This window comes from Nitratireductor sp. GISD-1A_MAKvit (assembly GCF_040819555.1).
Lineage (GTDB): Bacteria > Pseudomonadota > Alphaproteobacteria > Rhizobiales > Rhizobiaceae > Nitratireductor.
In genome coordinates this window covers 863,175-888,789 of sequence record NZ_CP161920.1, presented here as the reverse complement: position 1 = coordinate 888,789, position 25,615 = coordinate 863,175, and the positions used below count along the sequence as shown (strand labels likewise).

Sequence of the window (25,615 nt, the reverse complement as noted above, 5' to 3'; positions counted from 1 at the left end):
ACCTGTCTGATCACAGGCCGGGTCCATCTCTATCCGCCATCGAAATGCTGTTATCATGATCTCCAGAGAGGCTTTGCAGGATGGCCCAGACACCTGAAACCGATCGCGCCGAAGCGCTGACCGAAGAGGAAATGAAGGCGCTTGAAGAGCAGTTCGATTCCGAAGTCCGCTTCAGACCATTGCCGTCCCTGCTCAGCTGGATCGCCGGCGGCGCCCTGTTCATCCTCTCCTGCTATCACTATTACACATCGGGATATGGCATCCCGCAGGCCACCACTCATCGCGGCCTGCACCTGGCCTTCACCCTCGCCCTGATCTTCGTCTTCTTCGCCGCATGGCACCAGCCGCGCGAACCCCGCCGCGGATTGCTCTATCCGCTTGGCATGCCTGTCCAGGATTGGGTGTTCGCAATCGCCGGTGCCGTTTCGGCACTCTATGTTCCGTGGATTTTCAACGAGCTCGCCTTCCGCGTCGGCGATCCATTGCCCATCGATGTCATCATGGGAACGGTGCTGATCGCGGTGCTGCTTGAAGCGACGCGGCGCGCCATGGGCTGGCCGCTGCCCGTCATTGCCCTTCTGTTCATCGCCTATGCCTATTTCGGCCAGTCGATGCCCGGAATTCTCGCCCATCCGGGTGCCAGCTGGGACAACATCGTCAACCATCTATACCTGACCAGCCAGGGCATTTACGGCACGGCGCTCGGCGTCATCTCGACCTATGTGTTCCACTTCGTGCTGTTCGGCGTTCTTGCCACCCGCATCGGCCTGGGGCAGCTCTTCATCGATCTCGCTTCGGCTCTGGCCGGGCGCTATTCAGGCGGGCCCGCCAAAGTATCCGTGCTCTCCTCCGCGATGCTCGGCTCGATCTCCGGTTCTTCCATCGCCAACACGGTGACAACCGGCTCGCTCACCATCCCGGCGATGATCCGCATCGGCTATCCGCGCCATTTCGCGGCAGCCGTCGAGGCCGCAAGCTCCACCGGCGGTCAGATCACGCCGCCCGTCATGGGCGCGGTCGCCTTCCTGATGATCGAATATCTGGGCGTTCCGCTCACCACCATTCTCACCGCCGCGCTGGTGCCTGCCTTCATGCATTTCTTCGGCGTTCTGGTGCAGGTGCACCTGGAAGCGCGCCGCCGCGGCCTGCGCGGTCTCACCAAAGACGAACTGCCCGTCGCGTGGACCGTCTTCAAGGCCGGCTGGCTCACCACGCTGCCACTGTTCGTCCTGATAGCCATCCTCTTGTCGGGCAAGACGCCCTATCTCGCCGCCTTCTGGGGCATCACGGCGTGCCTGCTCGTGCTGGTCATCCAGAATTTTCTGCGTCACGATATCAAGACCGCAGTCATGGAAAGCATCCGCGAGACCTGGGAGGGTTTCGTTGTCGGCGCGAAATACTCGCTTTCGGTCACCGCCGCTGCAGCCCTTGTCGGTGTCATCATCGGTGTCGTCACGCTTACCGGCGTCGGCTTCAAGATCGCCTATATGGTCACATCCGTGGCCGCCGGCTGGGCGCAGAGTGTGGCAGACGGCCTCGCCTTCCTGCCCTTCGAGCTCTTCAGCGTCGCCACGCTGACCCTGCTTTTCACCCTCATCATGACGGCAATGGTCTGCGTTTTGATGGGCTGCGGCATTCCCACCACGGCCAACTACCTGATCATGATCGCGGTTGCCGCCCCCATTCTGAACCTGCTCGGGGTCGAGCCAATCGTGGCCCACTTCTTCGTGTTCTATTTCGGAGTTCTGGCAGACATCACTCCGCCCGTTGCCCTGGCGGCATACGCCGCAGCCGGCATTGCCGGCGCCAACGCCTTCAAGGCCGGCAACACCGCCTTCCGGCTGGGCATGGGCAAGGCACTGGTGCCCTTCGTCTTCGTCTTCTCGCCCTCCATGCTGCTTGTCACCGACAGCTTCACCTGGAGCGAGTTCTTCGTGGCAACGATTGGCGCGATGCTGGGCATTTGGATGCTTTCGGCAGCATTCTCAAGCTGGCTCTTTGCGCCGCTGCGCGTCTATGAGCGGCTGCTTCTTGCCCTTGCTGCGATCCTCTTTGTCGCGCCCGACCTCTACGCGACGCTGGCTGGCGCCGTCATCGTACTTCCGGTGTTCGTAAGACAGATGATCAGCCGCAGAGAGGCAAGCCCCTCCGGCTCCTGAGAGCGGAGACACGCGCCCGGCTTGCCGAGCCGGTGAAAGCTGATTACGCTTCCCCCCGCCCTTGCCTGCATGGAGAGCAGAACAGGGCGGGAGGAGACTTATGCCGTCTGACAAGACAAACAGCCTGGCATCGCTCGATGCCTTCCAGGCTGGTGTGCGCAATGTTTGCGGCCAGTTTCTGGTGTCGCCGCCGGATGGCGCACGCGACATGCGCGGCATCATCACACTGAAACAGCGTCAGGCGCTGGCAGTGGCGGTGGTGCGCAACAGCGCTGCGCGCATCAACCGGGACTGGCGCTGCATTCGTCAGGATTCCGCCGAGCATCTGTTTCTCGTCCTGCAAAAGTCGGGGCATTCGGTCATGCGACAGGGTGATGCCGATGTGCGTCTCGCACCAGGCGATTTCATCATGATCGATTCGGCCTATCCTTCCCGCTTTCTTTATGGCGATAGCGGCAGCCTGCAATACTCCGTCCATCTGAACCGCTCCGAGTTCGCCCACCGCTTTGGCACGGCAGCGCTCGGCGGCTGCCCGATCCCCGGCTCCACCGAGATCGGCATGGCCTTACGCGCCACCATCGACCGCCTGGTGAATGCGGAAGATGCCGCCGCTCAGCAGCATTTCATAGGCGAGGCCTTCTTCAATCTGATGGGAGCCTATCTTTGCGGGCTTGAAGCCGGCAGCCTTCCGTCGGCTGGCACCAGCGATGAGCTGCTTGTCGCCAAGGCGCGCGCCTATATCCGCCAGCGCTTCCGCGATCCCGAATGCACCCCGGCGAGCGTCGCATCGGCGATGGGGGTGAGCCTGCGCGCCCTGCAGCGCCGGTTTCAGGCTGCTGGCTCCTCATTGTCGGATTGCCTGATCGGCACACGGCTCGATTATGTCTGCGAACGGCTTATGGGCCAGAAATGCGCGGGAACGTCGGAGCGGATCTCTAGTATTGCATTCGATGCCGGCTTCAACGACCTGTCCTATTTCAACCGGCAGTTCCGGGCGCGTTTCAAGGTCCCACCCGGCGAATACCGTCTTCATGCAGCGACGTCATCGGCCAAAGACCTGACGCAATAGTCCAAGACCTTTGGTCTGATGCGCCTCCACTATGACCGATTGATGCCGCCCGGAAAGCGGCGCGATCGGGAGGAGGAAGAACATGGCCGATACCGCAGTAGCAGCGAACAGCGATCCGTTTCACAACATCATCAATGGGCACAAAGCGCCAGCCAGTGAGACACAACCGGTGCTCGATCCGGCAACCGGCGCACCTGCCGGCCATATGCCGCTCGGCACCCGCTCCGACTTGGACGATGCCGTCAAAGCCGCGCGCGCTGCCTTTCCCGGATGGGCTGCAACCAGCGATGAAAAGCGCAAGGCCGCCTGTCTGAAGATCGCTGACCTCATCGAGCAGACCATTCCCGAACTTGCCCCGCTGCTGACCGCCGAGCAGGGCAAGCCCATTGGCGGTTTCGGTTCGCAGTGGGAAATCGGCGCCGCCGCCGCGTGGACCCGCCACACCGCCGGCCTCGCTCTGCCCGTCTCCGTCCTGCAGGACAACAATGAGGGCCGCGTGGAAGTGCACCGCAAGCCCATCGGCGTGGTCGGCTCCATCACCCCGTGGAACTTCCCGGTGCTCATTGCCGCCTGGCACATCATTCCCGCCGTGCGCGCCGGCAATTGCGTGGTCATCAAGCCCTCGCCCAACACGCCGCTTGCCACGATCCGTTTCGTCGAGCTCATCAATCAGGTCTTACCGGCCGGCGTGGTCAACATCGTCTGCGGCGCAGATGAAATCGGCGCGGCCATGTCCGCCCATCCCGGCATTGACAAGATGGTGTTCACCGGCTCCACCGGAACCGGCCGCAAAATCATGGCCTCCGCCGCCGAAACCGTGAAGCGCCTCACCCTTGAGCTGGGCGGCAATGACGCGGCAATCGTGCTGCCCGATGTCGATCCGCAGGCGATAGCCGAAGGGCTCTTCTGGGGAGCATTCCTGAACAACGGACAGACCTGCGCCTGCATCAAGCGGCTCTATGTGCATGAGAGCATTTATGATGCGGTGTGCGATGCGCTTGCAGCCCTCGCCGAGGCCATCCCCATGGGCGACGGGCGGCAGGAGGGTGTCGCTCTCGGCCCCGTCCAGAACGCAATGCAGTTCGAGCGCGTGAAGGAGCTGGTCGAAGAAGCGAAAGCACAAGGCGCCCGCATCCTCACCGGCGGTGCGCCGTCCGGCGGGCCCGGCTACTTCTACCCCGCGACCATCGTCGCCGATGCCGAGCACGGCATGCGCCTCGTCGATGAGGAGCAGTTCGGTCCCGTCCTGCCGATCATCCGGTACACGGATGTCGAGGCGGTGATCGCCCGCGCCAATGACAACCCGAATGGACTTGGCGGTTCGATCTGGTCGCAGGACACCGAACGCGCGAAGGCGCTGGCGCTGCAGCTCGAATGCGGCACCGCATGGATCAACAAGCACGGCATGATCCAGCCCAACGCCCCCTTTGGCGGCATCAAGCAATCAGGGGTCGGCGTACAGTTCGCCGAGGCGGGGCTGATGGAAAATACGGTCGGCCAGACCATCATCATGTGAAAACCGGGACCTAGGAGGAGCAGATAACATGAGAAGACACTTATCGACCACATGCGCAGCCCTTGCGCTCACCGCCTTATGCAGTGGCGCACTCGCACATCCGCTGGACGGTCTCTCCAAAGACGAGATCGCTGAAATCGTCACGATCATGAAGTCCGATGAGCGGATTTCCGACGAAGCCCGCTTTCCACTGATCGAGCTGAAAGAGCCAGAGAAGGCCGAGGTTCTCGCCTGGAAAGAAGGCGATGAAGGCCCCCGCGCCGCCACCGTGCATGTGATTTCCGGCGACGACACCTACAAGGCCGAGGTCGATCTGGTTTCCGGAGAGATCGAGAATTTCGGCCCCATTGGCGGCCAGCATATGGTGCTGCTTGAAGAGTTCATCGGTGCCATGGATCTGGCGCTCTCCGACGAAAACTTCGTGGCAGCGCTGGCAAAGCGCGAGCTCAAGCCGGATGATGTCTTCTGCCTGCCGCTGACTGCCGGTTCCTTCGACATCGAGGCGGAAGCCGGCCAGCGCCTCATGAAGGTGCCCTGCTACGTCAATCCGACCGGCTCCAACTTCTACGCCAAGCCCATTGAAGGTCTCTATGCCGTGGTCGATCTCGCCGGCAAATCCGTGGTGGAAGTTATCGACACCGGCGTCGTCCCCGTGCCGGAGGACCCCTGGGGCTACACAGAGGAAGAGGTCGAAGCGCGCACCGGTGCGCTGCGTCCCGAAAGCAACCCCGCCACGCTGCGACAGGAAGGCGAGCCCAACTTCACCATCGATGGCAGCATGGTGAACTGGGACATGTGGCGGTTCCGCTGGCGCGTCGACAAGCGCCCCGGCGTCGTTCTCTCCAACATCGAGGTGAATGACCGCGACGAATGGCGTTCGGTGCTCTATCAGGCCCATCTGTCGGAAGTGTTCGTGCCTTATATGGACCCGGACAAGGGCTGGTACTGGCGCACCTATATGGACAGCGGCGAATATGGTTTTGGCATCTTCTTAAGCCCGCTGCGCGCAGGCGTCGACTGCCCCTCATACGCCCGCTTCCTGCCCGCCACCGTCCATGACGATCTGGGCAATCCGATCGAGATCCCCGATGCGCTCTGCATCTTCGAGCGCAACATCGGCGACCCCGCATGGCGGCACTACGAAATCTTCGCCCAGAGCGAGGATCAGGCCGTGCCGGCTGAGGGTCGCCCGGCGAACGAGCTCGTGGTGCGCTCCGCCTCGCAGGTCGGCAATTACGACTATCTCATCGACTATGTGTTCGAGCAGAATGGCCGCATCCGCGTGATGGTCGGTGCAACGGGCCTCGACGCGGTGAAGGGCGCCGCCTCCACTTCCATGGCCGACGCCACGGCGGAGCAGGAAACCCGCTACGGGACGCTGATCATGCCAAATTTGATCGCGCCGAACCACGACCACTTCTTCAACTTCCGGCTCGATTTCGACATTGATGGCCAGGACAATGTCTTCATGCGCACCGGCCTTGTGAAAGGCGAGGTCGCAGACGACCTGCCCCGTCGGTCCATGTGGGTGGCAAAGGCAGAGATGCCCAAGACGGAGATGAACGCGCGCTACCGGGTCAATCCGGCGACGCCGGCCATGTACCATATCATGAACATGGGCCGGAAAGTCGGCGTCGGCCACGTGCCGGGCTACATGATCATGCCGCAGAACAGCGTCGCCTACAGCCCGCTCGACACCGAAAACGACATGCCCGCCAAGCGCAACGCCTATATCGACTACACGTTCTGGACCACGCCCTATGCGGTCGATGAGCGCTATGCCGGCGGCGAGTACGCATTCCAGAGCGACGGCACGGACACGCTGGCCGAATGGGTGAAGCAGGACCGCAGCATCGACAACACCGACATTGTCACCTGGTACACGATGGGCTTCCACCACGTGCCGCAGATGGAAGACTGGCCGGTCATGTCGACCATGTGGAAGGGCTTCACACTGAAGCCTTACAACTTCTTCCCGCACAATCCCGCGCTCACCGTGCGGATGCCGGAAGAATAGTCCGTCCCCGGGGACGGAGGCGGGTGGCCCGCCTCCGTCAACCCGATGCCGGGAAGTGCGGAAACATCTCATCCACACTGTCGGCGAGATGCTTCAAGGCGGCGCTGGCACCGGAACTACGCCATGCAAAACCGATCTCGATCTCGGGCTGCTGTTCCGCCAGCCGAAAGTACACGACACCCGGTCGGATCAGCCGCCGCATCGTGCTTGGCACAAATGCAATGCCGAGCCCAGCGGAAACCAGATTTATGATCGTCTGCATCTGCACCGCCTGCTGGCCCGCAACAGGCATTGCATCGCGTTCGGCGTAATAGCGCGTCACAAGATCGTGCAGCACCGGCGCGCTCTGCCTCGGAAAGAGGATGACCGGCAGATCCCGCAGGGCGTCGAAATCGAGCTTGCCGCCATGCGGCGAGACCCGACCCGAAATTACCCATTCCTCCGGCACCGCCACCACAAGCTTGTCCGTCTCCACGGGCCGATAGCGCAGGGGTGAATGCAGGGCGCCGCGCGGCGGTGCAATGATGATACCCGCATCGAGTGCGCCATCCAGCAATTCGGCAATCTGCACGTCGCTCGTCGCCTCGCTGAGCACCAGTTCCACCTCGGGAAAACGTTCCTTGAAACGGCGAACAAGGGCTGGCAGGAAGCTGAAACTCACAAAGCTGATGAAGGAAAGGCGCACCCGGCCAACCTCACCACGCGAAAGCCGCCGCGCCACCTGTGGCAGGGCGCCTGCTTCTTGCAGAACCCGCCGTGCATGCGGCAGCCAGTCCCGGCCGACCGCAGTCAGGCTCACACTGCGCCGTGTTCGCTCGAACAGTGGCAATCCGAGTTCCGCCTCAAGCGCCTTTATGCTCTGGCTGAGTGGCGGCTGAGTCATGCCCAGACGCTCGGCCGCACGGCCGAAATGCAACTCCTCGGCCACCGCAACGAAATGCCGGATTTGGCGGAGATCCATCGGCAACCCATATCAAAAAACAATCAATTCAATATTATAAATATATTTCTCATATCAGCAAACACTCCCTAGCCTAGTTTCTCAGCGGTGTGAGCCACCCAGGGAGAGAGCATGGCAGCGAACAACCGGTCGAAAACCATCACGCAGGGCATCGAGCGCTCGCCCAATCGGGCGATGTATTACGCGCTGGGCTATCGGGAGGAAGACTTTGCCCGCCCCATGATCGGCATTGCCAACGGCCACTCCACCATCACACCCTGCAATGCCGGCCTGCAGCCCCTTGCAGACGCGGCCGTGGAAGCCGTGCGCGAAGCCGGCGGCAACCCGCAGACATTCGGTGTGCCCACCATTTCGGATGGCATGTCCATGGGCACCGAAGGCATGAAATACTCACTGGTTTCACGCGAAGTGATTGCCGATTGCGTGGAAACAACCGTTCAGGGACAGTGGATGGATGGCGTTCTCGTCATCGGCGGCTGCGACAAGAACAAGCCCGGCGGCATGATCGGCATTGCCCGTGCCAATGTGCCGGCCATCTATGTGTATGGCGGCACGATCCTGCCCGGCCGCCTGAATGGCCGTGACCTCAATCTCGTTTCTGCCTTCGAAGCCGTCGGCGCACTCAAGGCAGGTAAAATCACCCGCGAAGAATTCGAAGCCATCGAAAAAAACGCCATCCCCGGCACCGGAGCCTGTGGTGGCATGTACACGGCAAATACGATGAGCTCCTCATTCGAGGCGCTCGGCATGTCGCTCCTCGGCTCGTCCACCATGGCCAATGTCCATGAAGAAAAGCGCCTCTCGGCAGCCCGCTCGGCCCATGTCCTGCTTGATGCCGTACGCGCAGGCCGCAGACCCCGCGACATCATCACCCGCAAAAGCGTGGAAAACGCAATCGCGCTTGTCATGGCAACGGGCGGATCCACGAACGCCGTGTTGCACTATCTTGCGATCTGTCGCGCCGCAGAAGTCGAATGGACACTCGACGATTTCGAGCGCATCCGACGCAGGGTCCCGGTTCTGTGCGATCTCAAACCATCCGGCCGATACATGGCTGTCGATCTTCATCGCGCGGGCGGAGTGCCACAGGTGTTGAAGATTCTCCTTGAGCACGGCCTTCTCAATGGCCATTGCCTGACGATCACCGGGCGTAGCCTCGAAGAAGAACTGAAAGACATCCCCGAAGCCCCATCGCCGAATCAGGATGTCATTCGCCCCATCGAGGCACCGCTCTATGCCACGGGCCATCTGGCGATCCTGAAAGGCAACCTCGCCGAAGATGGTGCGGTCGCCAAGATCACCGGTCTCAAATCGGCCAGCATCACCGGCCCTGCCCGTGTGTTTGAAGACGAGCAATCGGCCATGGACGCCATCCTGTCCGACACGATCCGCCCGGGCGACGTGATGGTGTTGCGATATCTCGGGCCGAAAGGGGGCCCCGGCATGCCTGAAATGCTCGCACCCAGCTCCGCCCTCATCGGGCGCGGGCTCGGCGAGAAGGTGGGGCTCATCACCGACGGCCGCTTCTCCGGCGGGTCCTGGGGCCTTCTCGTCGGGCATGTCACCCCGGAAGCCCACGAAGGCGGGACAATCGCACTGGTGCAGGAAGGCGATTCCATCACCATCGACGCCACCCGTCAGCTCCTGCAGCTGAATGTCGAGGAGGAGGAGCTTGAAAGGCGACGCGAAGCCTGGCGCAAACCCCCGCCACGCTATCGCAATGGCATTCTGGCCAAGTTCTCAAAACTTGCCGCACCCGCAAGCCGGGGTGCATTGACTGAATAGCAGGGATAGGCCACAGCCTTTCAGCGAATGGGAGACCTGAATCGCAACGAAATTTTGCAAAGGGAGAGAGACATGAAACATTCTGCAAGACTTGCAGGGCCGCTCGCGGCTCTTGTGACCGCACTCGGCATTCTCGCCAGCGGCCCTGCCGCACAGGCCCCAGCAGGAGATCAAGCTCGGATACGCGCTTGCGCCAACTTCGCACTACGGTGTCGCTGCCGACAAGTGGCAGGAAGTCGTGGAAGCAAAGACCGACCGCCGCTATTCATTCCGCCACTTCCCCTCCTCCGGTCTCGGCGGTGAACGCGAAGTCATCGAAGGTCTGCAGATTGGCACGATCGAGGCTACGATCGTTTCCTCCGGGACACTCAGCAACTTCGTGCCCGAGACCGGTGTTTTCGACATCCCCTTCCTATTCCGTGATCTTGCCCACGCACGCAACGTTCTCGATGGCGAGATCGGCCAGGACATCCTCGCAAAGTTCGATGATGTCGGCCTCGTTGCACTTGCCTGGGGTGAGCAGGGTTTCCGCCATATCACCAACAACCGCAACACCATCGGCAAGCCGGAAGACGTCTCCGGCCTCAAACTGCGCACGATGGAAAACCCCATTCACATCACCGCGTTCGAAACGCTGGGTGCCGCGCCCACACCGATGGCATGGCCGGAAGTCATCTCATCGCTGCAGCAGGGCACGATCGATGGTCAGGAGAATCCACTTTCCGTCATCACCTCGGCGAAACTCTCTGAGGTTCAGAAATATCTGACGCTCTCCGGTCACGTCTACTCGCCGGCAATGCTTCTCGTCTCCCGCCAGCTTTGGGAGGGCATGTCGGATGAAGACAAGAAGGCATTCGAGGAAGGCGCGACAGAAGCCGTGAAAGCCATGCGTGCCTATGTCGACAATGTCGAGAGTTCCGGTGTCAAGCAGCTCAGGGAAGAAGGCATGGAAATCGGTGAACTCACCGCCGATCAGAAAGCCGCATTCCAGCAGGCCGTTCAGCCAGCCTATGAAAAATACTACGAGCAGTACGACAAGGCGCTGATCGACCAGATCATCGCGACCGAATAAACACTCTGAACAGGGCTGTCCGGGTGGTGGCGGGCACAACCGTCGCCGCCCGAACATTGTTTCTCAGCCATTTTTTCACCAGCGGCCGGTTCCCACCCTTCGCCATATTGGTCTAAACAGGAAGCTGGCAGGGATTGCGCGGCTTGGGAGGCCCCGCCGGGGAGGATCAGTGAGAACATTCGAGCGATATTTCGTAGCTCTCAACAAATGGGCTCTGATCTTGCTGCTTGGCGCCATGGCAGTGATCGTCTTTGCCAATGTGTCGCTCCGCTACCTTACAAACTTCTCCATCACCTGGTCGGAGGAAGTGGCCCGCTACCTTATGATCTGGATGACCTTCCTCGGAGCAGGACTGGCGCTGCGCACAGGGGGCCACGTCGCTGTCGGCAATTTTCAGGAAATGCTCGGGCAGAACGGCCAGCGCACCGTCAGGATCCTCATTCTCCTCCTGCTCCTGGCCTTCTTCTCGATCATGATCTGGATGGGCATGAACTACATGGATCGCGCCCGGTTCCAGCTGACACCGGCAACCCGCATTTCCTTCAGCTACATCTATGCGGCCATGCCGATAGGCTTTGGCCTGCTCATCGTGCACCTTCTCCTGATTGCGCGCTCCTTTGTCCTGGACAATCGCTTCGCGGAAATCGAGACAGACGCGCCATCCACCATGCAGGCACGGACCGGGTCCCCCGATCTCGTGGCCAGACAGGACTAGACAGCCGTGGCACTGATCCTCTTTGCCTCTTTCTTCCTGCTTCTCGTCATCGGCATGCCGGTGGCCTTCTCGCTTGCGCTTGCCGTGTGGGCAGCAATCAGCCTTGGCAGCACCTATCCGCAGATTGTCATCGTAAAGGAGATGTTCTCCGGCCTCGACAGTTTCCCGCTCATGGCGGTGCCGTTCTTCATCCTGGCAGCCGAACTGATGTCGAGCGGCGCAATGACACAGATCCTGCTGCGCTTCGCCTCTCAGTTCGTCGGCCATTTCCGCGGCGGCCTCGGCTATGCCAATGTCGTCTCCTCCACCATGTTCGCCGGAATTTCAGGCTCTGCACTCGCCGACGCCGCGGGTCCCGGCGCCATGATGATCCGCATGATGGAGAAAGACGGCTACGACAAATCCTACGCCAGCGCGCTGACCGCATCCGCCTCGGTCGTCGGTCCGATCATACCGCCATCGATTATCATGATCCTGTACGCCATGCAGGATGACAACGTCTCCGTCATTGCCCTGTTCATGGCTGGCATCATTCCAGGCATTCTGATCTCGCTTTCCATGGCCGCGACCAACTGGTTCGTCTGTCGCAAGCGCGGCTTCAAAAGCAGCACGCCGCGCCCCTCCCTGCGCGAGATGATGCGCACCAGCTTTCAGGCATTGCCTGCGATTTTCCTCATCGTGCTCATCATCGGCGGCATCCGCAGCGGTCTGTTCACGCCCACCGAAGCATCGGTCGTCGCTGTATTCTATGCACTTTTGTGCGGCATGTTCGTCTATCGCTCGCTGAGAATACGGGATTTGCCGGAGGTGCTTTTTCGCTCGGCTCTGGTCACCGTAGCCATTCTCCTTATCCTCGCCGCGGCCCGCGCATTCGCCTGGATCATCATCATCGAAGGCATCCCGCAGGCCATTGCCTCCACCATCGTGGCGTGGGAATTGAGCCCGGTCCTGTTCCTGCTCGCAGTCAACGTCCTTCTGCTCGCCTTCGGCCTGTTCATGGACCCTCTGCCGGGCGTCATGATCCTCGTTCCCATACTTGGCCCCATTGCCTATTCGCTTGGCATCGACCCGATCCACTTCGCCATCGTGGTGATTGTCAATCTCACCATCGGACTTCTGACACCGCCCGTTGGGGCGCTCCTTTTCGTCGTCTCATCGGCCGTCAAGATCCGGGTCAGCGACATGATCCGCGAGATGCCGCCGTTTCTGGTCGTGCACCTGGTGGTGCTTTTGTCGCTGACCTTCATTCCGGCGCTGTCCACATGGTTGCCACGCCTCGGCGGCTATTGATCACCGGTTCGTTCGCAGTGCCAGCGCGTCTGCTTTCAGCAGCGCTGCCGAACCGCCGCGTGGTATCCATAAAACGGTCATAAACCCGCCGCTCCCGCGCGCCAGATTTTCTTGCAGCGTCCATCTTGCTGGTTGGCAACCCGCCACGGGCGAACCTATGCGCCAGGCGCTTTTGGGGCACGCCATGATTGCCTGACGCCTAGTCGTTTATCTTCAGATGCGCTAGATACATATGTATGTACACTCAAACAGAAGCACACACGTTTCCAGGGGAAGCCAGTTTTCACTGGCAATGCAATCTGTGAAGAAACAAGCGGCAGACGGAAACAGCAGTACGGTAGCCTTATACAACGGCCTGGAACTGGTTCGGATTTTGTCCGTGGAAGGTCCCATGAACGCCGAGGAGCTGGCACAACGCCTCTCGATGAGAGGGGAGACAACCGCAAAGCTTCTGAAGACCCTGGAATTGCATGGCTTTGTCGAGCGTTCGCGTTTTGCAGATCGCTTCCAGCCCGGCAGGATCGCCGGCACCCTTTCCGAAAAGTTTCTTAGCGACAGTCCTCTTCACGGCATCGCCCGCCCGGTGCTGAAGGCACTTGCGGACCGGCATCATGCGACCACCGCACTGGCGGTAACACATGATCGGAAAGCGCTGTTCCTCCTGGTCTGCAATGGCCTGAAGCGGTCAACACCGCCCCCGTTGCGCGCTGGCAGTGCCTGTCCTCTCGCCGAGACGGCGGCCGGACATGCACTGCTGCTCACCGCACGCGCTGAATTGGAAGCCGAAGATCTTGAATCAGAGCATGGTTCCCTGGATATGGAAAGGCTGGAAGCCAGCTTCCGCCATTTCCGGGAGCATGGCTGTTTCCGGCTTGAACTGCCCATGAATGAGCTTCTCCGGCTGGGCGCGCCCCTGCAGCTCAACAACACGGTCATGGCGGTAGAGATCGTACTCCCCCGCGAAAGCGCGCCCCAAGGCTTAGCCAGAGATCTTCTCGCCAGTGTGGAAATCATTCAGCGCAAATGCGCGGATGCAGGACTGGTCTACCTCGAAGACGCATGACAGTCCGTCATGGCGCCGTTTCTTCACCTTGGTGCCTGAGCGAAACCATCTGTGCAAATCGCAACAGTTCAGCTCCGAGGGTCTCCAGTTCGGAGGCCTGCATATGGCCGCGTGCGACGCCACAGCTGAGCGCCATCGCCCCTGCCTGCTCGGTGGGCTGGAGCGGCACCGCGACACCCAGGACATCCGGATGCCACCCCGCTGAAGAGGTGGTGTAGCCATGCGTATCCAGCTTCGACAATCCGGCCTCCAACACGGGCGCGAGCGTTTCCCAGTCGGGGCCATGGGATCGCGCAAGTTCCCGCGTGAGTTCAGCACGGCGCTCACGGTCGAGACACCACAACAGAGCATGACCCACCGGTGTGCCGGCAAGCGGCAGCTTTGATCCCGCCTCCAGTCTCAAGGTCACCATGGTGGCTTTGCTGTGGCAGACCTCAAGATACAGAGCTTCGGTCTCATCGAGAACTGCCAGCCCCGCATGAACCCGAAAGTGATCGGCCAGGTGCTGCAGATGCGGCCGGATCGAATCGAGGATGCGCGTTTCGCTCCGCGAACCATATCCAAGCCGCACCACGCCGGGTGCCAGGCGAAAACGCCGGCGGCTGCTGCTGTAATGCAGGAACCCCATCCCCGTCAGCGATTTGGTAAGGCGTGCCACAGTTGCGGCCGGCAGATCGGTGCGCCTAGAGATTTCCGAATTGCTCATCCAAACGGGCGCCTCGGCGAACACGGCAAGCAAACGGAGGCCCCGTGCAAGCGCGGAAGACACCGAAGGCGTCTTTGAACCAGGGTTTTGTCGCTCTGAAGCGATGGTCATTCAGCTCTCCCAGACGACCCCGCCAATCCCCACGCCCGATAGACCGGCAGGGTAACAACAACCACACCGGACAGGCAACGCCCTGCCCCTCTATGCCGGAACTGGCGCAGGAGCAAGCCTCAACTGGACCTTCAGCCTGAACCGGCGGCACACTAACAGATAGGCCCCTCAATGCCGCAGGAGGAGTGAAATCGCGTGTGCGTTGGCAAAACGACCCCACTGGAAGCCGTCCTGATCGGAGAGGTGTCCCTACTGGGCGAGCGAAAGGCTCCTAGCGGCATAGACAAAAAACCGGTCGATCAGCCGCTCTGGCTCGGCGAAAACGGTTTTCGCGGTGATCATCAGGCAGATCGCCGGAATCACGGCGGGCCGGAAAAAGCCGTCCATCACTATCCCCGTGATCACTATGAAACCTGGGCGCAGGAAATCGGAGATCACGCCCTGCTCGCCCGCCCCGGTGCGTTTGGCGAGAACATCTCCACCCATGGCCTTGACGAAGGCAATGTTGCCATCGGCGATGTATTCCGCATTGGCCAGGCCGTTGTTGAAGTCTCGCAGGGACGCCAGCCCTGCTGGAAGCTCAGCAGCCGCTTCGGCGTACCGGACATGGCCTACAGGGTACAGAAGACCGGCCGCACGGGCTGGTACTATCGCGTGCTCCAACCTGGAACAGTCTCACCGGAAGACACCCTCCAGCGTATCGCACGTCCATTGCCCGATTGGCCGCTCAGGCGGCTTTGGCAGATCCTCTACGTCAACACGCTCGATCGTGCCGAACTGGAAGCCATGGCTGCACTGGAAAAATTGCCCGAAGGCTGGCGACGCCATGCCCAAAGACGGCTTTCCTCGGGCAAGGTCGAAGACTGGAACCGCAGGCTGGAAGGAAAATCCCACGGTCCCCACTGACCGCCAAACGGTCAACAAACCGGGATTCACGCTGAAAAAGAAAAGTGGTGCCGCTTGTCAGACTCGAACTGACGACCTCCGCATTACGAATGCGATGCTCTACCAACTGAGCTAAAGCGGCCCATTTCGCCTGGAAGAAACACGCCGGGGCTCCACATTTTTATCAATGCGGTCCCACCGCAGGCGCGCCAGGCACTTTCACGCTGCACATACCTGCCCCGACAAAATTTCGCAAGCACATTTCCGCCTGAAAACCCGACTGTTCCCCACGGGGAGCAAACTTGTTTTTCCACCCAGCGCAACGTCGCCCAAAGTGTACCCAAGCATATCATTTTAGACGAAAATCAAAAAAACTTGATTGATAAATTTACAATGCAATAATGAGAAAAAACGGAGCTAAAAATGAAGTTTTTTGCAATATGTATATCAACGATACTGGCAACAGCTCTAAATTCGTCCGCTGCTTCACACCTATATATCTGCGAGTATGAGAAAGGAGTTTATAGAGTCAGATCTGACTCTCTCTATAATTCATATATAAACATGTATAATCATATCGTAATTAAAGGATGGGGATCGGGGATAGAAGCGCTAAGAAAAATCAACTGCACCAGAGACAATTTCGGAAAATAGATTTTTATATATTTATATTTATCCCCATAGCGCATCATCAACTATGGAAAAAAGCAACTCATAGCGATCAACGACGTTTTCTTCTCAGAAAACGCTCCGGAGCACAGCTCCGCCAACGGAGCTCACTCGCGGAACACATTACCCCTGGCGCCGCATTTTCTCGACCGGCACCTGAATGGCGCGAGATGTCAGACAGGCACCATGTTTGTAGCATGCGGCGCGCGTTGCGATGGAAAATCGCCCAACCTGTGAGCCGGCTTGGGTTGAGTGGCGTCTTTCTCCGCGTGCAGGCGCCTCGCTGTTCACGGGCAGCCATGCGCCTGCACGGATTGACTCAGGTGACGCTTTCAAGCGCATCGACAAGGCGCCCGGCCCCCTGCCGGAACGGGTCGGCAGCCGGCAGACCCATACGCGTCTCGATCTCGTCGAGGCAGGCTTTCGCCTCCGCCTCGTTCAGCGCCGCCGTGTTGACGGAAATCCCCACCACTTTCACATCGGGGTTGACCACGCGCGCCGTTTCCAGCGCCAGGTCGCGCAGGGCTTCCAGCGTTGGAAGCTGATAGTGCGGCAGACCGCGCATATGTGTGCGGGTCGGCTCATGGCAAAGCACCAGTGCGTCGGCCTGTCCACCGTGGATCAGCGCCATGGTCACACCGGAAAACGAAGGATGGAAAAGGCTCCCCTGTCCCTCAATCAGGTCCCAGTGATCGGCATCATTGTCAGGCGTGATGTGCTCGATCGAGCCGGCCATGAAATCCGCCACGACAGCGTCGAGGGGGACACCCGAACCCGTGATGAGAATGCCTGTCTGGCCAGTCGCACGGAACGTGGCCTTCATGCCACGCTCGCGCATTTCCCGTTCCATCGCCAGCGCGGTGTACATTTTTCCAACAGAGCAATCGGTGCCAACGGCGAGGCAGCGTTTGCCCGTGCGCCGTTTCCCATCCGCGATCGGATATTCTTCCTGCGGGACACGAACATCGAAGAGCTGCGTGCCCGCCTTCTCCGCTGCCGCGACCAGGGCCGGCTGATCTGTCAATCGATTGTGCAGTCCAGACGCGATGTCCATTCCCGCTTCCGCTGCTTCGACAAGTGTCGCCATCCAGCTCTGTGAGATAACGCCACCCCGGTTTGCCGCGCCCACCACCAGCGTCTGCGCACCGGCTTCCCTGGCCTCGGCAATGCTCATGTCCTTCAGGCCAAGATCGGCCTTGCAGCCATCAAGGCGCAACTGGCCAACACAGAACTCCGGGCGCCAGTCTTTGATGCCCTGGGCAACCTTTGCGGTCAGGGCATCAGGTGCATCACCTAGAAACAGAAGATAGGGCGTCTTAAGCATGAGCGGGCGCTCCCTTATGATTGTTTTATCGGCTCATCAATGATCAAGCCACCGCTTGTCAAGCTATAGTGGCCCGTACTCGGCGATCTGGATCAACACTTGTGCAGGTCCTGACCCTAGAAGATATTTCGTGGAAGCCAGGTCGATATCGAAGGCACCAGCCAGATCACCGCCATGCCCACAATCTGGAGAACAATGAACGGGATGACACCGCGGTAGATCTGCCCCGTCGTGATTTCTTTCGCCGCCGCCGCTCGCAGATAGAAAAGCGAAAAACCGAATGGCGGTGTCAGAAACGAGGTCTGCAAGTTGATGGCTATCAGTATTGAAAGCCAGAGCGGGTCATGTCCCATCAGAATCAGGATCGGCGCGACCAGCGGCAAAACAATCACCGAAATTTCCACGAAATCCAGAAAAAATCCGAGCACGAAAATCATCGCCATAACGAAGATGAGTGCACCTTGTGGCCCGCCTGGCATCGAATGGAGTATCTCTTCCACACGCGCATCGCCGCCCAACCCACGAAACACGAGAGAGAAGACACTCGCCGTCAGAATCGTAGCAAAAATCATCGCCGTCACCGTCATGGTAGACGTCACAATCGGGGTGAGAATGCCCCGCCTGCGCGCCCGTCCGATCGAAATCGCAATGGCAATGACGCCGATCATCAATAGACCTGTCGTCAGCGCTGCCATTCCCCACTCGAAGCCCCCTGCATCGCTGCGCTGCAAACGCACTGGAAATAGCCCCGCCAGCACCGCGACAGCGCCAAGTGCCGCCGCACCCAGCACAATCAAGCCTCCATTGCCGGCACTGCGAACCCCGGCAAGCAGCAGCGCACCGACTGCCCCCACACTCGCTGCCTCACTCGGCGTAGCAATGCCACCAAGGATAGAGCCCAAAACGGCGACGATAAGAAGAACCGGCGGAACCACCGCGCGCTGCACCTCCTTCCAGCTTGGCCTGGAGCCGGCTTCCATCAGTGCTGGCGCGGTCTCCGGTTTCAGCGCCGCCCGCGTCATCAGATAGGCGATATAGACAGCCACCAGTGTAAACCCCGGTAAAAGCGCAGCGGCAAACACCTGCCCCACCGAAATCGTCTCGATGCTGAATTTGCCCTGCTCGTACTGAGCCTGCTGATAGGCCGTGGACATCACGTCAGAAAGGATGATGAGAAGGGTGGAAGGCGGAATGATCTGACCCAGCGTCCCGGCGGTACACACCACGCCGGAAGCGAGTTTCGGATCATAGCCATTGCGCACCATGGTCGGCAGCGCGATCAGCCCCATCGCCACCACCGTGGCGCCGACAATGCCGGTGGAGGCGGCGAGCAGCGCCCCGACCAGCACTACGGAAACCCCGAGCCCTCCGCGCAGGCCACCGAAAAGCCGGCCCATCGTTTCAAGCAGCTCCTCGGCGATACGGCTCTTTTCAAGCACCACGCCCATGAAGACGAAAAGAGGTATCGCGATCAGCACGTCGTTGGTCAGGGTGCCAAACACGCGCTGGCCCAGTGCCCCGAGCAGCCCCACGTCGAACTGTCCTGTCGTCCAGCCCAGGAAAGCAAAGATCGCAGCCGTGCCCGCCAGCATGAAAGAAACGGGATAACCGATCAGGATCGCAGCTATCAGCGCTGCAAACATGAGAATGTCGAGGGGTAAGGTCATGCTGCGGGTTTTTCTTCACGAAGGCGCGAAATGTCACGCAGAATGCAGGCAATCCCCTGAATGATAAGCAGCACACAAAATGCCGGAATAAGCGATTTGAGAAGGAACGAGGCCGGAATCCCGCCAACGGAAATCGCACCCTCCATGATTGCCCATGAATTGCGCACCGAGGGCCAGGAAAACCAGCCGATCATGAAGATGGACGGCAACAGGAAGAGAAGCGCACCGAAAATGTCAATGCGCGCCTTTCCCCGGCGACCGAACAGGCCGTAGAAAATATCGACGCGCACGTGACCATCAATCAGAAGCGTATAGCCCGCTGCCAGCATGAAAAGCGTGGAGTGCAGATAAAGCACGGTCTCGTTCAGGAAAATGAAGCTGATGCCATAAACATAACGCAGGATCACCGTCCCGAACTGAACGAGAACCATGGCGAGCGCAAGCCAGCGAACCACCATCCCCACGGCCCGGTTTATCCAGTCAAGTCTGTCCGCGAGCACCAGCATGCCGGGCGTTCCCTGAGAAAAAAGGCCGGGCTGGAATGCCCGACCCGTCAATCGTGTCAGCCATCATAGGAGTAGTCGAGCGCGCGGGCATTCATCTGCCCGTTGTCTGCATAGACCATGTATTCGGCAATGCCGGCCCGATACTCGAGGAAACTCTCCACGATACGCTTCACGAGTTCGTCCTCGTCTTCACGCAGCTCGGCGATCACTTCACCTGCTGCATTGCCCATGGCGACAATCACATCCTCGGGTAGCTGCTTCACCTGCACATCCTGCTCGGCCACAAGCTGTTTCAACGCGGCTGCATGTTTGGTCGTGTATTCCGTCCAAACTGGATTGTAGAGCGATTCACAGGCATAGGCGACGGCCTGCTGCAGGTCTTCGGGCAGCGCGTCATAGGCCGCCTTGTTCACCGCGCATTCCTCCGCCGAAGACGGTTCGCCGACACCCGGCCAATAGTAGTTCTTGGCCACCTGGTAGAAACCCAGCGCGGAATCCGTCCACGGGCCGATGAACTCGCCGGCATCGATCGTGCCTGATTGCAGCCCCTGAAACATGTCGCCCCCGCCCATGGCCTGCACCGCCATGCCGAGCTTGGCACACATTTCCGAGGCAAGCCCCGTGGTCCGGAAGCGCAGGCCCTTGAGGTCGTCGACGGAATTGATCTCGTTGCGGAACCAGCCCTGCCACTGGGGGCCGGAATTGCCGCAAAGGAAGGGTTTCAGCCCAAAGCGGCCATACATCTCATCATAGAGCGCCTGCCCCCCGCCGTGGATCAACCAACCGAGCTGTTCGTCGGCGCGTAAACCGAAAGGCTGCGAGCCGAAAAGCAGGATGCCACGCGACTTGGAGCCCCAATAGGCAGGAACGGCATGGTAAAGTTCGGCCGTGCCTTCCGAAACGGCATCAAACACACCATTGCCCGGCACCAGTTCGCCTGCAGCGTAGAGCTTAACCTCAAGCCTGCCCCCGGACAGAGCGGTAATCCGGTCGGCCAGCATCTGCGCCGCCACACCTGGTCCCGGCAGGTTCTTCGGCCAGGGCCGTGACCATTTTCCATGTGATCTTGTCCTGGGCAATGGCGGGAGTTGCAAGACTTCCGGCCATACCGGCAATGCCAGCCGCTTTCAGGAAATGACGTCTTTTCATCGTGGAACCCCTCTTTTTTATCCGTTGATAATTTCCCGGAATTTGCTTCTGCCGCAAGTTTATTGTGCCCCGGCCCATTTGCAATGTCCCGGTTGTGAGGCTGGGTCAGTTCTCACGCTATAGACCGGGTTTTCAGGCAGGCATACCATATGGCCACATCAGAGCAGGCGGTTGCCACGGGACAGAGGTTGGCACCGCAAATGTGATCCAATGCACTGCACGGCACGTATAAGACCATGTCCAACCTGCATTAGGCAATTGGCAGCAAGCACAGACCAACAATCCGTAAAGGGGGTCCAGTGAGCAGCGAGCGCGCCTCATTCCGCACCATCCGCGACGAGCTTTCCCGGCGTATCGCCGAGGGGGTCTGGCTACCGGGATCTCAGATCCCGGGCGAGGAGGCCCTGGCGCAGGAGTTTGGTGCTGCCCGGGCCACCGTGAACCGTGCATTGCAGGAGCTGGCACGCGCCGGCATTCTCGAACGCAAACGCCGCGCCGGCACCCGTGTGGCTCTTCATCCCGTCCGCGAAGTACGTTTCGCCATCCCTCGCACCCGACAGGAGATCGAAAGCCGTGGATGCGATTATGGCTATCGTCTGCTGGGCAGCGAGGAACGCGTCGCCCCGCAAGCTGTACGCGCGCGACTTGGCCTGCTGTCGAAATCGCCCATGCTGCATATAAGATGCCTGCACCTAGCAGACGGCGATCCGTATCAGTACGAAGTGCGCTGGATCAATCTTAAATCCGTTCCGGAGGCCCGCAGGGCCGATTTCAGGACTGCAGGGCCCAATGAATGGCTCACCGGGCACACCCCTTTCTCAAATGCCGAATTCACGTTCATGGCGGGCGCAGCCACGGTGGACGAGGCTGCGATTCTGGACATCCGCGAGGGAGACCCCGTCTTTATTGGAGAGCGGATCACCTGGACCAGAGGTGACCCTATTACGCTCGCTCATCTCGTCCATCCCTGCTCGCATCGCATGGTGGCCCATTTGTAAGAGACCTCGACAAGCCAGGGTGAAGGCGTTAGGGCAGAAGCAGTCCCATCATTCCGGAAAATCGCAATGACCGAGCGCAAAACGCTTATCGCCCCTTCAATCCTTGCTTCCGATTTTTCACGCCTGGGAGAGGAGGTTGAGTCCGTTGTCCGAGCCGGTGCCGACTGGATCCATATCGACGTCATGGACGGTCATTTCGTGCCCAACATCACCTTCGGAACACCCATCATCAAATCCATTCGCGATCGCACCGAGAAGGTGTTCGATTGCCATCTGATGATCACCCCGGCAGACCCCTTTCTGGCAGCTTTTGCCGAAGCCGGCTGTGACATCATTACGGTCCATGCGGAGGCTGGGCCACACCTGCACCGCTCCCTGCAGTCCATTCGCAATCTTGGCAAGAAGGCCGGTGTTGCGCTCAATCCCTCAACGCCCGAAAACGTCATAGAATACGTTCTGGACAATGTTGATGTCGTTCTCCAGATGACCGTCAATCCGGGCTTTGGTGGTCAGGCCTTCATTCCATCGATTGTGGAGAAGGTGCGGCGCATCAAGGCCATGATCGGCAACCGGCCGATCGATATCGAGATCGATGGCGCTGTCTCTCCGGAAACGGCAGGCCCGCTCGTGGCTGCCGGTGCAAATGTTCTTGTGGCTGGCTCCTCCGTATTCCAGGGGGGCGGGGAAGCTGCCTACGCAAAAAACATCGCCGCGATCCGTAAAGCCGCAGACGGCTGATTTCTGTTCCGTTTGATGCAATGAAAAAGCCGCGCCGACATCGTCGGCACGGCTTCATTCCTGAATGCGGGCAAAGGCTGTTAGCTACTGCCGCCGTTCAGCACTGTCACGGCACGGCGGTTCTGCGACCAGCAGGAAATGTCGTCACAGGTCGCTACCGGGCGTTCCTTGCCATAAGAGATCGTGCGAATGCGGTTGGCCGCAACGCCACGAGAAACAAGGAAGTCACGGGCCGAAGCCGCGCGGCGTGCACCGAGCGCAAGGTTGTACTCACGGGTGCCGCGTTCGTCGGCATGGCCTTCCACGGTAATGGAATAATTCGTGTATTTGTTCAGCCACTGCGCCTGCCGCGTCAGCACCTGCTGCGCATCTGCGCGGATCACGGACGAATCGAGGTCAAAGAAAATCCGGTCGCCCACGCTTACGGTGAACTCCTGCTGCGATCCGGGAGCGCCCCCGGCACCGCTTCCCAGGCCGATGTCGGCTGCATTGTTGGGCACCTGCTTGTTGGCACAGCCAGCCAGTGCAAGTGCCGCAACAAGAGCGATGCTAACCGGGTGTTTGGCGATAGCTGCAATCGACAGCATTGCCACCTCTCCTTCAGATTAGAGAAATTTCATTCAACGATCAGTAACCACGTTGCCGTTAAGGACCCCTCAACAAACGCAGTTAACGAAAACTTTTCGAGACTTATCAAAACCGTTATTTCGCGCAAACTAGCTTAAAATACGGCGGAAACACGGCGAAACCGGCAGGTTGTGCCGTGGCCTTATTCCAGCAATGGCGACCAGGGCCGGGTCCGAACCGTAGTTGGCGGTCGGGATTTTCTGCTCGTTGCGGCCCGTCAGATCGATCGAATAGAGCTGCGGTCCGGCCGAACCTGCCGGCTGGCGGAAGAACATGATCACACGACCGTTCGGCGCCCAGGTGGGCCCTTCCTGCAGGAAGCCCGTCGAAAGGATCCGTTCACCCGAACCGTCCGTGCGCATGACACCAATCTGAAACTCGCCGCCCGTCTGCTTGGTGAAGGCGATCAGATCGCCGCGTGGCGACCACACCGGCGTCGAATAGGTTCCGTTGCCAAAGGAAATGCGCTTCGCATCCCCGCCAGTCGCACTCATCACATAGATCTGCGCCCGTCCGCCGCGATCCGAAGTGAACACGATCTGCGAGCCGTCCGGAGAATAGGAAGGCGAGGTGTCAATCGCATTTGAAGTCGTCAGACGTGTCGTGTTGCGGCTTCTCAGGTCCATGGCGAATATGTTGGAGTTGCCGTCATCGCGCAGAAGGCTCATCACGATCCGCTGGCCATTGGGAGAGAAACGCGGCGCAAAGGTCATGCCCGGAAAATTGCCGACAAGCTCGCGCTGGCCGGTCTCAAGCTGCAACAGGTAGACCTGCGGCTGCCCGCCCTCATAGGACATGTAGGTGATTTCCTGTCGCGTCGGCGAGAAGCGCGGGGTCAGAACGATCGAGCGGCCATCCGTCAGGAAGCGATGGTTCGCCCCATCCTGATCCATGATCGCAAGCCGCTTCACGCGGTTGTTGCGTGGGCCGGATTCATCCACATAGACGATGCGCGTGTCGAAATAGCCGCTCTCACCGGTCAGGCGCTGGTAGATGGCATCGGCAATGATGTGCGCCACACGGCGCCACTTGTCCTTGCTGGTGAAAAACTGTTCGCCGACAAGCTGCTGCCCCGCATAGGTATCCCAAAGCCGGAATTCTGCCCGCAGGCGTCCGTCAGAGGTCTCCGAAACCTTGCCGGTGACCAGAGCCTGGGCGTTGATTACGGTCCAGTCTTCAAAACGCGGCGCCGCATCCGGATTGGAGATCTTCTCGATGAAGGCGCCCTTCTCGATGGGCGCGAACAGGCCGGAACGCCGCAGGTCGGCTTCGATCACACCGCTGATCTCTGCGCCCTTGCCGTCGGCGGAAATGAACTCTGTAATGGCGATCGGCAGCGGCTCCACCACGCCCTTGTTGATGTCGATTTCCACCACCGCCCTTGCCGGCAGCACCGCAACGCCCAGTCCCGCAACCAGCGTCGCGATCAGAAAGGTCGCTCTCATGATCATCTGCATTTGCTCCTGCCTCTCCCATTCTGGTTAGGCTCTAGCCCCCACCGCCCTGCCGATGGTGCCCGGGTTAAAACATGTCGCTGGGATCGAAGTGGACGATGACTTCGGACCAGGTGTCGTATTTCGCCGCCGGCAGATTGTAGGGAGCGCATTGCAGAACCGCACGGCGCGCGGATTCCGCGGCTGCGCGTTCCACCATGGTCCCGGTGCCACCGGCAATAATGCGCGGACTGCCCTCGATGTTCCCGCTCGGGTCGAGCTTCATCTGAACGGAAACCTTGAGATTCTCCGCATCCAGTGCGCCCGCCGGCACATTCCAGCACCGCTGGATCTGGCCGCGCAGTGCATCCATCTCGCTTTGAGAGAGCTTCTCGCCCGGCGTGTTGCGGCTGCCCCCGAGCGAGGCCTGTTCCTGCGAGCGCTTCGCGCCACCGCCGGAAGCCTTGTCCTTGTTCAGCAACGCGGCAACCTCATCGAAAAGCTCGTCGGACTTCTGAGACTTCGGCTTCGAGGCAGCTTTCTGCGCCGGCTTGTCCGCATCCTTGCGCTCAGGCGCCTTGGCCGTGCTCGCCTTCGGCGGCTGCGGCCGGGTCTGCGGCACCGGCGCGCTGTCTGGCAACGCAAGGCTCTCCGCGGCCTGCGGGGCTTCAGCCACCGTCGCCTCTTCAGGGGCGGGGTCCGGCTTCACTTCCTGCTTTGGCTGTGGTTCGGGCCGCACCTCGGTCGCCGGCACCGGCGTCGGCTCGGCGGCGGCCTGCTGTGGTTCCGGTTCGGGTTCGGGATCCGGCTTGGGTGCGGGCTTGGGCGCAGGCGGCGGCTCGGCAGTCTTTTCCACCTCGCGATTGCGCGGCTCGGGCGTCGGCGGCGTCTTGAGGTCAACATCGTTGTCGCCGGTGTTTTGTGCGTTCTCCACCGGGTCGGGTCGTTTGGTCGGCTTCGGAGCCGGTTTTTCGGAAAGCTCGGCCTTCTTGTCGCCTTCCTGCATCTGCGTCATCGTTTCGATGGGAATGATATCGACAGGCAGCGATTCAACATCCGTTACCTCGAAGGCGCGCGGCGCCGACAGCGAAACCAGGCCGAATCCCAGGATCGCAGCATGCATGGTCGCCGATATGACGAGACCCGCCTTCATTC

The 25,615-nt window shown here is 60.2% G+C and carries 19 protein-coding genes, 1 tRNA gene and 2 pseudogenes; 12 read left to right on the top strand and 10 right to left on the bottom strand.

Annotation, left to right across the window (positions count from 1 at the left end; genetic code table 11):
* Positions 1-80: 80 nt before the first annotated feature.
* The 4 genes from AB2N04_RS05545 to AB2N04_RS05530 all read left to right on the top strand — a co-directional run bounded on the left by AB2N04_RS05545 (position 81) and on the right by AB2N04_RS05530 (position 6,761).
* Positions 81-2,159: a TRAP transporter permease gene (locus tag AB2N04_RS05545; protein WP_367717584.1), complete on the top strand. Its 2,079-nt coding sequence runs from the start codon at positions 81-83 to the stop codon at positions 2,157-2,159.
* Between the two features lie 100 nt (positions 2,160-2,259).
* Positions 2,260-3,228, top strand: a complete 969-nt coding sequence (locus tag AB2N04_RS05540) for a helix-turn-helix domain-containing protein (protein ID WP_367717583.1) — start codon at positions 2,260-2,262, stop codon at positions 3,226-3,228.
* An 82-nt stretch (positions 3,229-3,310) separates the two neighbouring features.
* Positions 3,311-4,744, top strand: coding sequence for an aldehyde dehydrogenase family protein (locus tag AB2N04_RS05535; protein ID WP_367717582.1), 1,434 nt, complete (start codon positions 3,311-3,313; stop codon positions 4,742-4,744).
* A 28-nt stretch (positions 4,745-4,772) separates the two neighbouring features.
* Positions 4,773-6,761: a tyramine oxidase gene (locus AB2N04_RS05530; RefSeq protein WP_367717581.1), complete on the top strand. Its 1,989-nt coding sequence runs from the start codon at positions 4,773-4,775 to the stop codon at positions 6,759-6,761.
* A gap of 37 nt (positions 6,762-6,798) precedes the next feature.
* Here AB2N04_RS05530 and AB2N04_RS05525 read toward each other — a convergent pair whose 3' ends face one another.
* The gene (locus AB2N04_RS05525; protein ID WP_367717579.1) at positions 6,799-7,722 is read right to left on the bottom strand and encodes a LysR family transcriptional regulator; all 924 of its coding nucleotides are present in this window, start codon (positions 7,720-7,722) and stop codon (positions 6,799-6,801) included.
* 111 nt (positions 7,723-7,833) lie between these two features.
* On the opposite strand from AB2N04_RS05525, the gene ilvD reads away from it, so the two are divergent.
* The 5 genes from ilvD to AB2N04_RS05500 all read left to right on the top strand — a co-directional run bounded on the left by ilvD (position 7,834) and on the right by AB2N04_RS05500 (position 13,647).
* Complete coding sequence (ilvD, locus tag AB2N04_RS05520; RefSeq protein ID WP_367717578.1) at positions 7,834-9,507, top strand: dihydroxy-acid dehydratase; 1,674 nt, start codon at positions 7,834-7,836, stop codon at positions 9,505-9,507.
* 145 nt (positions 9,508-9,652) lie between these two features.
* Positions 9,653-10,579 (top strand): TRAP transporter substrate-binding protein, encoded by a 927-nt coding sequence (locus AB2N04_RS05515; protein ID WP_367718747.1) that lies wholly within the window; start codon positions 9,653-9,655, stop codon positions 10,577-10,579.
* A 169-nt stretch (positions 10,580-10,748) separates the two neighbouring features.
* Positions 10,749-11,294 carry a TRAP transporter small permease gene (locus AB2N04_RS05510; RefSeq protein ID WP_367717577.1) on the top strand — a complete coding sequence of 182 codons (546 nt, stop codon included), beginning with the start codon at positions 10,749-10,751 and terminating at the stop codon, positions 11,292-11,294.
* A 6-nt stretch (positions 11,295-11,300) separates the two neighbouring features.
* Positions 11,301-12,584 carry a TRAP transporter large permease gene (locus AB2N04_RS05505; protein WP_367717575.1) on the top strand — a complete coding sequence of 428 codons (1,284 nt, stop codon included), beginning with the start codon at positions 11,301-11,303 and terminating at the stop codon, positions 12,582-12,584.
* 232 nt (positions 12,585-12,816) lie between these two features.
* Positions 12,817-13,647 carry a MarR family transcriptional regulator gene (locus tag AB2N04_RS05500; RefSeq protein WP_367717573.1) on the top strand — a complete coding sequence of 277 codons (831 nt, stop codon included), beginning with the start codon at positions 12,817-12,819 and terminating at the stop codon, positions 13,645-13,647.
* 7 nt (positions 13,648-13,654) lie between these two features.
* Here the strand turns inward: AB2N04_RS05500 and AB2N04_RS05495 are convergent, their stop codons facing one another.
* On the bottom strand, positions 13,655-14,464 hold the full coding sequence (locus tag AB2N04_RS05495) for an IclR family transcriptional regulator (RefSeq protein ID WP_367717572.1): 810 nt from the start codon (positions 14,462-14,464) through the stop codon (positions 13,655-13,657).
* 195 nt (positions 14,465-14,659) lie between these two features.
* Here AB2N04_RS05495 and AB2N04_RS05490 point away from each other — a divergent pair, with 195 nt between their 5' ends.
* Positions 14,660-15,370 carry an MOSC domain-containing protein gene (locus tag AB2N04_RS05490; RefSeq protein WP_367717571.1) on the top strand — a complete coding sequence of 237 codons (711 nt, stop codon included), beginning with the start codon at positions 14,660-14,662 and terminating at the stop codon, positions 15,368-15,370.
* A gap of 45 nt (positions 15,371-15,415) precedes the next feature.
* On the opposite strand, the gene AB2N04_RS05485 is transcribed toward AB2N04_RS05490, so the two are convergent.
* The 5 genes and pseudogenes from AB2N04_RS05485 to AB2N04_RS05465 form a co-directional block, all read right to left on the bottom strand.
* Positions 15,416-15,491, bottom strand: a tRNA-Thr gene (locus tag AB2N04_RS05485).
* Positions 15,492-16,337: 846 nt separating this feature from the next.
* Positions 16,338-17,342 (bottom strand): N-acetyltransferase DgcN, encoded by a 1,005-nt coding sequence (dgcN, locus tag AB2N04_RS05480; RefSeq protein WP_367717569.1) that lies wholly within the window; start codon positions 17,340-17,342, stop codon positions 16,338-16,340.
* Positions 17,343-17,458: 116 nt separating this feature from the next.
* The gene (locus AB2N04_RS05475) at positions 17,459-19,009 is read right to left on the bottom strand and encodes a TRAP transporter large permease subunit (protein WP_367717567.1); all 1,551 of its coding nucleotides are present in this window, start codon (positions 19,007-19,009) and stop codon (positions 17,459-17,461) included.
* Positions 19,006-19,515, bottom strand: a complete 510-nt coding sequence (locus AB2N04_RS05470) for a TRAP transporter small permease subunit (RefSeq protein WP_367717566.1) — start codon at positions 19,513-19,515, stop codon at positions 19,006-19,008. The genes AB2N04_RS05475 and AB2N04_RS05470 overlap by 4 nt, the downstream gene beginning before the upstream one ends.
* Before the next feature lie 56 nt (positions 19,516-19,571).
* Positions 19,572-20,664 (bottom strand): annotated as a pseudogene (locus AB2N04_RS05465) (TRAP transporter substrate-binding protein).
* Between the two features lie 299 nt (positions 20,665-20,963).
* Here AB2N04_RS05465 and AB2N04_RS05460 point away from each other — a divergent pair.
* Positions 20,964-21,662, top strand: a complete 699-nt coding sequence (locus tag AB2N04_RS05460) for a GntR family transcriptional regulator (protein ID WP_367717564.1) — start codon at positions 20,964-20,966, stop codon at positions 21,660-21,662.
* A gap of 66 nt (positions 21,663-21,728) precedes the next feature.
* The gene (gene rpe / locus AB2N04_RS05455; RefSeq protein ID WP_367717563.1) at positions 21,729-22,400 is read left to right on the top strand and encodes a ribulose-phosphate 3-epimerase; all 672 of its coding nucleotides are present in this window, start codon (positions 21,729-21,731) and stop codon (positions 22,398-22,400) included.
* A gap of 80 nt (positions 22,401-22,480) precedes the next feature.
* Here the strand turns inward: rpe and pal are convergent, their stop codons facing one another.
* The 3 genes and pseudogenes from pal to AB2N04_RS05440 form a co-directional block, all read right to left on the bottom strand.
* On the bottom strand, positions 22,481-22,987 hold the full coding sequence (gene pal, locus AB2N04_RS05450) for a peptidoglycan-associated lipoprotein Pal (protein WP_367717561.1): 507 nt from the start codon (positions 22,985-22,987) through the stop codon (positions 22,481-22,483).
* 182 nt (positions 22,988-23,169) lie between these two features.
* Positions 23,170-24,484: pseudogene (gene tolB / locus AB2N04_RS05445) on the bottom strand (Tol-Pal system beta propeller repeat protein TolB).
* A 64-nt stretch (positions 24,485-24,548) separates the two neighbouring features.
* Positions 24,549-25,613, bottom strand: coding sequence for a hypothetical protein (locus AB2N04_RS05440; RefSeq protein WP_367717559.1), 1,065 nt, complete (start codon positions 25,611-25,613; stop codon positions 24,549-24,551).
* Between the last annotated feature and the right edge of the window lie 2 nt (positions 25,614-25,615).

What these genes read in the sequence shown, in the direction of transcription:
- AB2N04_RS05535 (WP_367717582.1), top strand. Translation starts at nt 3,311, where the DNA reads ATGGCCGATACCGCAGTAGCAGCGAACAGCGATCCGTTTCACAACATC.
- AB2N04_RS05545 (WP_367717584.1), top strand. Translation starts at nt 81, where the DNA reads ATGGCCCAGACACCTGAAACCGATCGCGCCGAAGCGCTGACCGAAGAG.
- AB2N04_RS05525 (WP_367717579.1), bottom strand. Translation starts at nt 7,722, where the DNA reads ATGGATCTCCGCCAAATCCGGCATTTCGTTGCGGTGGCCGAGGAGTTG.
- pal (WP_367717561.1), bottom strand. Translation starts at nt 22,987, where the DNA reads ATGCTGTCGATTGCAGCTATCGCCAAACACCCGGTTAGCATCGCTCTT.
- ilvD (WP_367717578.1), top strand. Translation starts at nt 7,834, where the DNA reads ATGGCAGCGAACAACCGGTCGAAAACCATCACGCAGGGCATCGAGCGC.
- dgcN (WP_367717569.1), bottom strand. Translation starts at nt 17,342, where the DNA reads ATGCTTAAGACGCCCTATCTTCTGTTTCTAGGTGATGCACCTGATGCC.
- AB2N04_RS05495 (WP_367717572.1), bottom strand. Translation starts at nt 14,464, where the DNA reads ATGACCATCGCTTCAGAGCGACAAAACCCTGGTTCAAAGACGCCTTCG.
- AB2N04_RS05500 (WP_367717573.1), top strand. Translation starts at nt 12,817, where the DNA reads ATGTATGTACACTCAAACAGAAGCACACACGTTTCCAGGGGAAGCCAG.
- AB2N04_RS05530 (WP_367717581.1), top strand. Translation starts at nt 4,773, where the DNA reads ATGAGAAGACACTTATCGACCACATGCGCAGCCCTTGCGCTCACCGCC.
- AB2N04_RS05440 (WP_367717559.1), bottom strand. Translation starts at nt 25,613, where the DNA reads ATGAAGGCGGGTCTCGTCATATCGGCGACCATGCATGCTGCGATCCTG.
- AB2N04_RS05470 (WP_367717566.1), bottom strand. Translation starts at nt 19,515, where the DNA reads ATGCTGGTGCTCGCGGACAGACTTGACTGGATAAACCGGGCCGTGGGG.
- AB2N04_RS05540 (WP_367717583.1), top strand. Translation starts at nt 2,260, where the DNA reads ATGCCGTCTGACAAGACAAACAGCCTGGCATCGCTCGATGCCTTCCAG.
- AB2N04_RS05475 (WP_367717567.1), bottom strand. Translation starts at nt 19,009, where the DNA reads ATGACCTTACCCCTCGACATTCTCATGTTTGCAGCGCTGATAGCTGCG.
- rpe (WP_367717563.1), top strand. Translation starts at nt 21,729, where the DNA reads ATGACCGAGCGCAAAACGCTTATCGCCCCTTCAATCCTTGCTTCCGAT.